This is a genomic window from Streptomyces sp. NPDC058231, from assembly GCF_042882275.1.
Taxonomy (GTDB): domain Bacteria; phylum Actinomycetota; class Actinomycetes; order Streptomycetales; family Streptomycetaceae; genus Streptomyces.
In genome coordinates, this window is record NZ_JBHVWN010000147.1 from 1 (window position 1) to 4010 (window position 4010).

General features: G+C 69.3%; 4 protein-coding genes. All 4 read left to right on the forward strand.

The window, feature by feature from the left end; genetic code table 11:
- Window positions 1–145: 145 nt before the first annotated feature.
- Window positions 146–2146, forward strand: coding sequence for a squalene--hopene cyclase (gene shc, locus ACFVXE_RS38740; protein ID WP_389678459.1), 2001 nt, complete (start codon window positions 146–148; stop codon window positions 2144–2146).
- Entirely contained in the window at window positions 2146–2805 is a 660-nt protein-coding gene (locus tag ACFVXE_RS38745; RefSeq protein WP_389678461.1) for a 1-hydroxy-2-methyl-2-butenyl 4-diphosphate reductase, read from the forward strand. The genes shc and ACFVXE_RS38745 overlap by 1 nt, the downstream gene beginning before the upstream one ends.
- 5 nt (window positions 2806–2810) lie before the next feature.
- A complete protein-coding gene (gene hpnH, locus ACFVXE_RS38750; protein ID WP_389678462.1) occupies window positions 2811–3830 on the forward strand; it encodes an adenosyl-hopene transferase HpnH in 1020 nt (339 codons plus the stop codon).
- Window positions 3831–3834: 4 nt separating this feature from the next.
- The coding region (locus tag ACFVXE_RS38755; RefSeq protein ID WP_389678464.1) for a flavodoxin-dependent (E)-4-hydroxy-3-methylbut-2-enyl-diphosphate synthase at window positions 3835–4010 on the forward strand (176 nt) is incomplete at its 3' end.

The following is a 4010-nucleotide window of genomic DNA, read 5'->3' on the forward strand; positions in this document are numbered from 1 at the left end:
TCCCGGCGCGCGGGTAGTTCGTGTTTTTACTAAATATTTAAACAATTTTCCAATTTCCCCCGCGGGGGCGGCCCGCCCCCCCCCCGGGGCCCCGCCCGACGGAGACCCCAGCACAGCAGAGGACCAACTGCACGAAGGGGAAGCCATGACAGCGACGACCGACGGAAGCACCGGGGCTGTGAGCCCCCGCGCAGCCTCGGCCAGCGAACCGACCGAATCAACCATCGTCGCGGACGACGTGCTCGCCGTCGCGCGGCGGGCCGCGGAACGCTCGGTGGAGCACCTTCTCGGCAAGCAGGACGACCAGGGCTGGTGGAAGGGCGACCTCGCCACCAACATCACCATGGACGCCGAGGACCTGCTGCTCCGTCAGTTCCTCGGCATCCAGAACCCGGCCACCGTCGAGGCGGCCGGACTCTTCATCCGCGGCGAACAACTCGGCGACGGTACCTGGGCCACCTTCCACGGCGGCCCGGGAGACCTCTCGGCCACCATCGAGGGCTACGTCGCGCTGCGGCTGGCCGGTGACCGGCCGGATGACCCGCACATGGCCCGCGCCTCCCGGTGGATCAGGGAGCAGGGAGGCATCGCGGAGAGCCGCGTCTTCACCCGCATCTGGCTGGCCCTCTTCGGCTGGTGGAAATGGGACGACCTGCCGGAGCTCCCACCGGAGCTGATGTTCTTCCCGAAGTGGGTCCCGCTCAACATCTACGACTTCGGCTGCTGGGCCCGTCAGACCATCGTGCCGCTGACGGTCGTCTCGGCGAAGCGCCCGGTACGGCCCGCGCCCTTCCCGCTCGACGAGCTGCACACCGATCCGCTCGTCCCCAACCCGCCCAAGCGCCGTGCTCCGGCGGTCAGTTGGAACGGTCTCTTCCAGCGTCTCGACAAGGCGCTGCACATCTACCACAAGGTGGCCCCGCGCCGGCTGCGCCGGATCGCGATGAACGCGGCGGCCCGCTGGATCATCGAACGCCAGGAGAACGACGGCTGCTGGGGCGGCATCCAGCCGCCCGCCGTGTACTCCGTCATCGCCCTGCACCTCCTCGGTTACGACCTCGACCACCCGGTGATGCGGGCCGGCCTGGACTCGCTGGACCGGTTCGCCATCTGGCGCGAGGACGGCGCCCGCATGATCGAGGCCTGCCAGTCGCCGGTCTGGGACACCTGTCTCGCCACCATCGCGCTCGCCGACGCCGGCGTCAGCCCCGACCATCCCGCGCTGGTGAAGGCGGCGGACTGGATGCTCGGCGAGGAGATCGTCAGGCCTGGAGACTGGTCCGTACAGCGGCCTCAACTCGCCCCGGGCGGCTGGGCTTTCGAATTCCACAACGACAACTACCCGGACATCGACGACACCGCGGAAGTGGTCCTCGCGCTGCGCCGGGTCCAGCACCCGGACCCTGCGAGCGTCGACGCCGCCATCGAGCGCGGGGTGCGCTGGAACCTCGGCATGCAGTCCCGCAACGGGGCGTGGGGCGCCTTCGACGCCGACAACACCAGTCCGTTCCCCGACCGGCTGCCGTTCTGCGACTTCGGTGAAGTCATCGACCCACCGTCCGCCGACGTCACCGGACACGTGGTGGAAATGCTGGCCATGGAAGGGAGGTCCGGTCACCCCGCCGCCCGGCGGGGCATCGACTGGCTGCTCGCCGAACAGGAGCCGAGCGGTGCCTGGTTCGGCCGCTGGGGAGTCAACTACGTCTACGGAACAGGGTCGGTGGTGCCCGCCCTGGTCGCCGCCGGACTGCCTGCCGCCCATCCTTCCATCCGCCGGGCCGTCGGCTGGCTGGAGTCCGTTCAGAACGACGACGGCGGCTGGGGCGAGGACCTGCGCTCGTACCGGGAGGAGAAGTGGATCGGGCACGGCGCCTCCACCGCCTCCCAGACCGCCTGGGCGCTCCTCGCGCTCCTCGCCGCCGACCGGCGGGACACCACGGCGGTGACCCGCGGCATCGCCTGGCTGACCGAGGCCCAGCAGGCCGACGGGTCCTGGGACGAGCCGTACTTCACCGGCACCGGCTTCCCCTGGGACTTCTCCATCAACTACCACCTCTACCGGCAGGTCTTCCCGCTCACCGCACTCGGGCGGTACGTGTACGGCGACCCGTTCGCCGCCCGCACGGCCACTCGCAAGGGGGCCTGATGGGCGATACCCCGGGGCCGGACGGCCCCGCGGCACCGCTGCTGATCGCCTGTGCGCTCGGCATCGAACAGTTCGCCCTGCGCAGTGGCCGAGGCAGAGCGGGCGACGCCCCGGGCCCGGTGACCGTGGTCCGCACGGGCATGGGACCGAAGGCCGCCGAGACGGCCGTGGCACGCGTACTCGGCCAGGACCGCGCGCACGGCGCCGCGGTCATCGCCTCCGGATTCTGCGCCGGGCTCGAACCCGGCATGCACCCCGGAGACCTGGTGGTCGCCGACGAGACCCGGGAAGCCGGGAACTCGTCGGCCTGCACCGGCGCGGGCCTGCTCGCCGAGGCCCTCGCCAGGGCGGTGCCCGACCGCACCGTCCACACCGGTCCGCTGACCGGCTCCGACCATGTCGTACGCGGACATGAGCGGACCGCGCTGCGGGCCACCGGAGCGATCGCGGTGGACATGGAGTCCGCCGCCACTCTCCGCACCGCCCTGCGGACCGGGCCGCGCCCGGTTGCGGCCGTACGGGTGGTCGTGGACGCTCCGGAGCATGAGCTCGTCCGCATCGGCACGCTCCGCGGTGGAATATCAGCCTTCCGCGTCCTCCGTGCCGTCCTACCGGCTTTCTATGAATGGCACCGATCTTTGCTGCTCCCCAGGAGGTGAGCTAGATGGCCATGCCGCTCCGTCAGTCCATCAAGGTTGCGACGTACCTCATTGAACAGAAGCTCCGCAAGCGGGAGAAATTCCCGCTCATCGTCGAACTCGAGCCTTTGTTCGCCTGCAATCTGGCGTGCGAGGGCTGCGGGAAGATCCAGCATCCGGCCGGAGTCCTGAAGCAGCGCATGCCGGTGGCTCAGGCCGTCGGCGCGGTGCTGGAATCGGGTGCCCCGATGGTCTCCATCGCCGGCGGTGAACCCCTGATGCACCCGCAGATCGACGAAATCGTGCGGCAGCTCGTGGCCCGGCGGAAGTATGTCTTCCTCTGCACCAATGCGATGCTGCTCCGCAAGAAGATGGAGAAGTTCACCCCGTCACCGTATTTCGCCTTCGCCGTGCACATCGACGGCCTGCGCGAGCGGCACGACGAATCGGTCGCCAAGGAAGGCGTGTTCGACGAGGCGGTGGCGGCGATCAAGGAGGCCAAGCGGCGCGGCTTCCGGGTGACCACGAACTCCACGTTCTTCAACACCGACACCCCGCAGACCGTCATCGAGGTGCTCAACTACCTCAACGACGACCTGAAGGTCGACGAGATGATGATCTCGCCCGCGTACGCGTACGAGAAGGCACCCGACCAGGAGCACTTCCTCGGCGTCGAGCAGACCCGTGAGCTCTTCAAGAAGTCCTTCGCGGGCGGCAACCGCGCCCGCTGGCGGCTGAACCACTCCCCGCTCTTCCTGGACTTCCTCGAAGGCAAGGCCGACTTCCCGTGCACCGCCTGGGCCATCCCCAACTACTCGCTCTTCGGCTGGCAGCGGCCCTGCTACCTGATGAGCGACGGGTACGTCCCGACGTACCGCGAACTCATCGAGGACACCGACTGGGACAAATACGGACGCGGCAAGGACCCGCGCTGCGCCAACTGCATGGCGCACTGCGGCTACGAGCCCACGGCGGTCCTTGCGACCATGGGGTCGCTGAAGGAATCCCTGCGCGCCGCGCGGGAGACCGTCTCCGGGAACCGGTGACGTCATGACCGCTGGAGAACCAGTCGTACTGGGACTCCCCGAGCTGCCGGCCCGGCCGCTCGCGATGCGCCGCCCCTCGCGGCGCATCCAGGTCGGGTCGGTTGCGGTCGGTGGGGATGCGCCGGTGTCGGTGCAGTCGATGACCACGACGCGTACGTCGGACATCGGTGCGACGTTGCA

Coding starts and splice junctions, on each gene's coding strand:
- hpnH (WP_389678462.1), top strand. CDS start 2,811: ATGGCCATGCCGCTCCGTCAGTCCATCAAGGTTGCGACGTACCTCATT.
- ACFVXE_RS38745 (WP_389678461.1), top strand. CDS start 2,146: ATGGGCGATACCCCGGGGCCGGACGGCCCCGCGGCACCGCTGCTGATC.
- shc (WP_389678459.1), top strand. CDS start 146: ATGACAGCGACGACCGACGGAAGCACCGGGGCTGTGAGCCCCCGCGCA.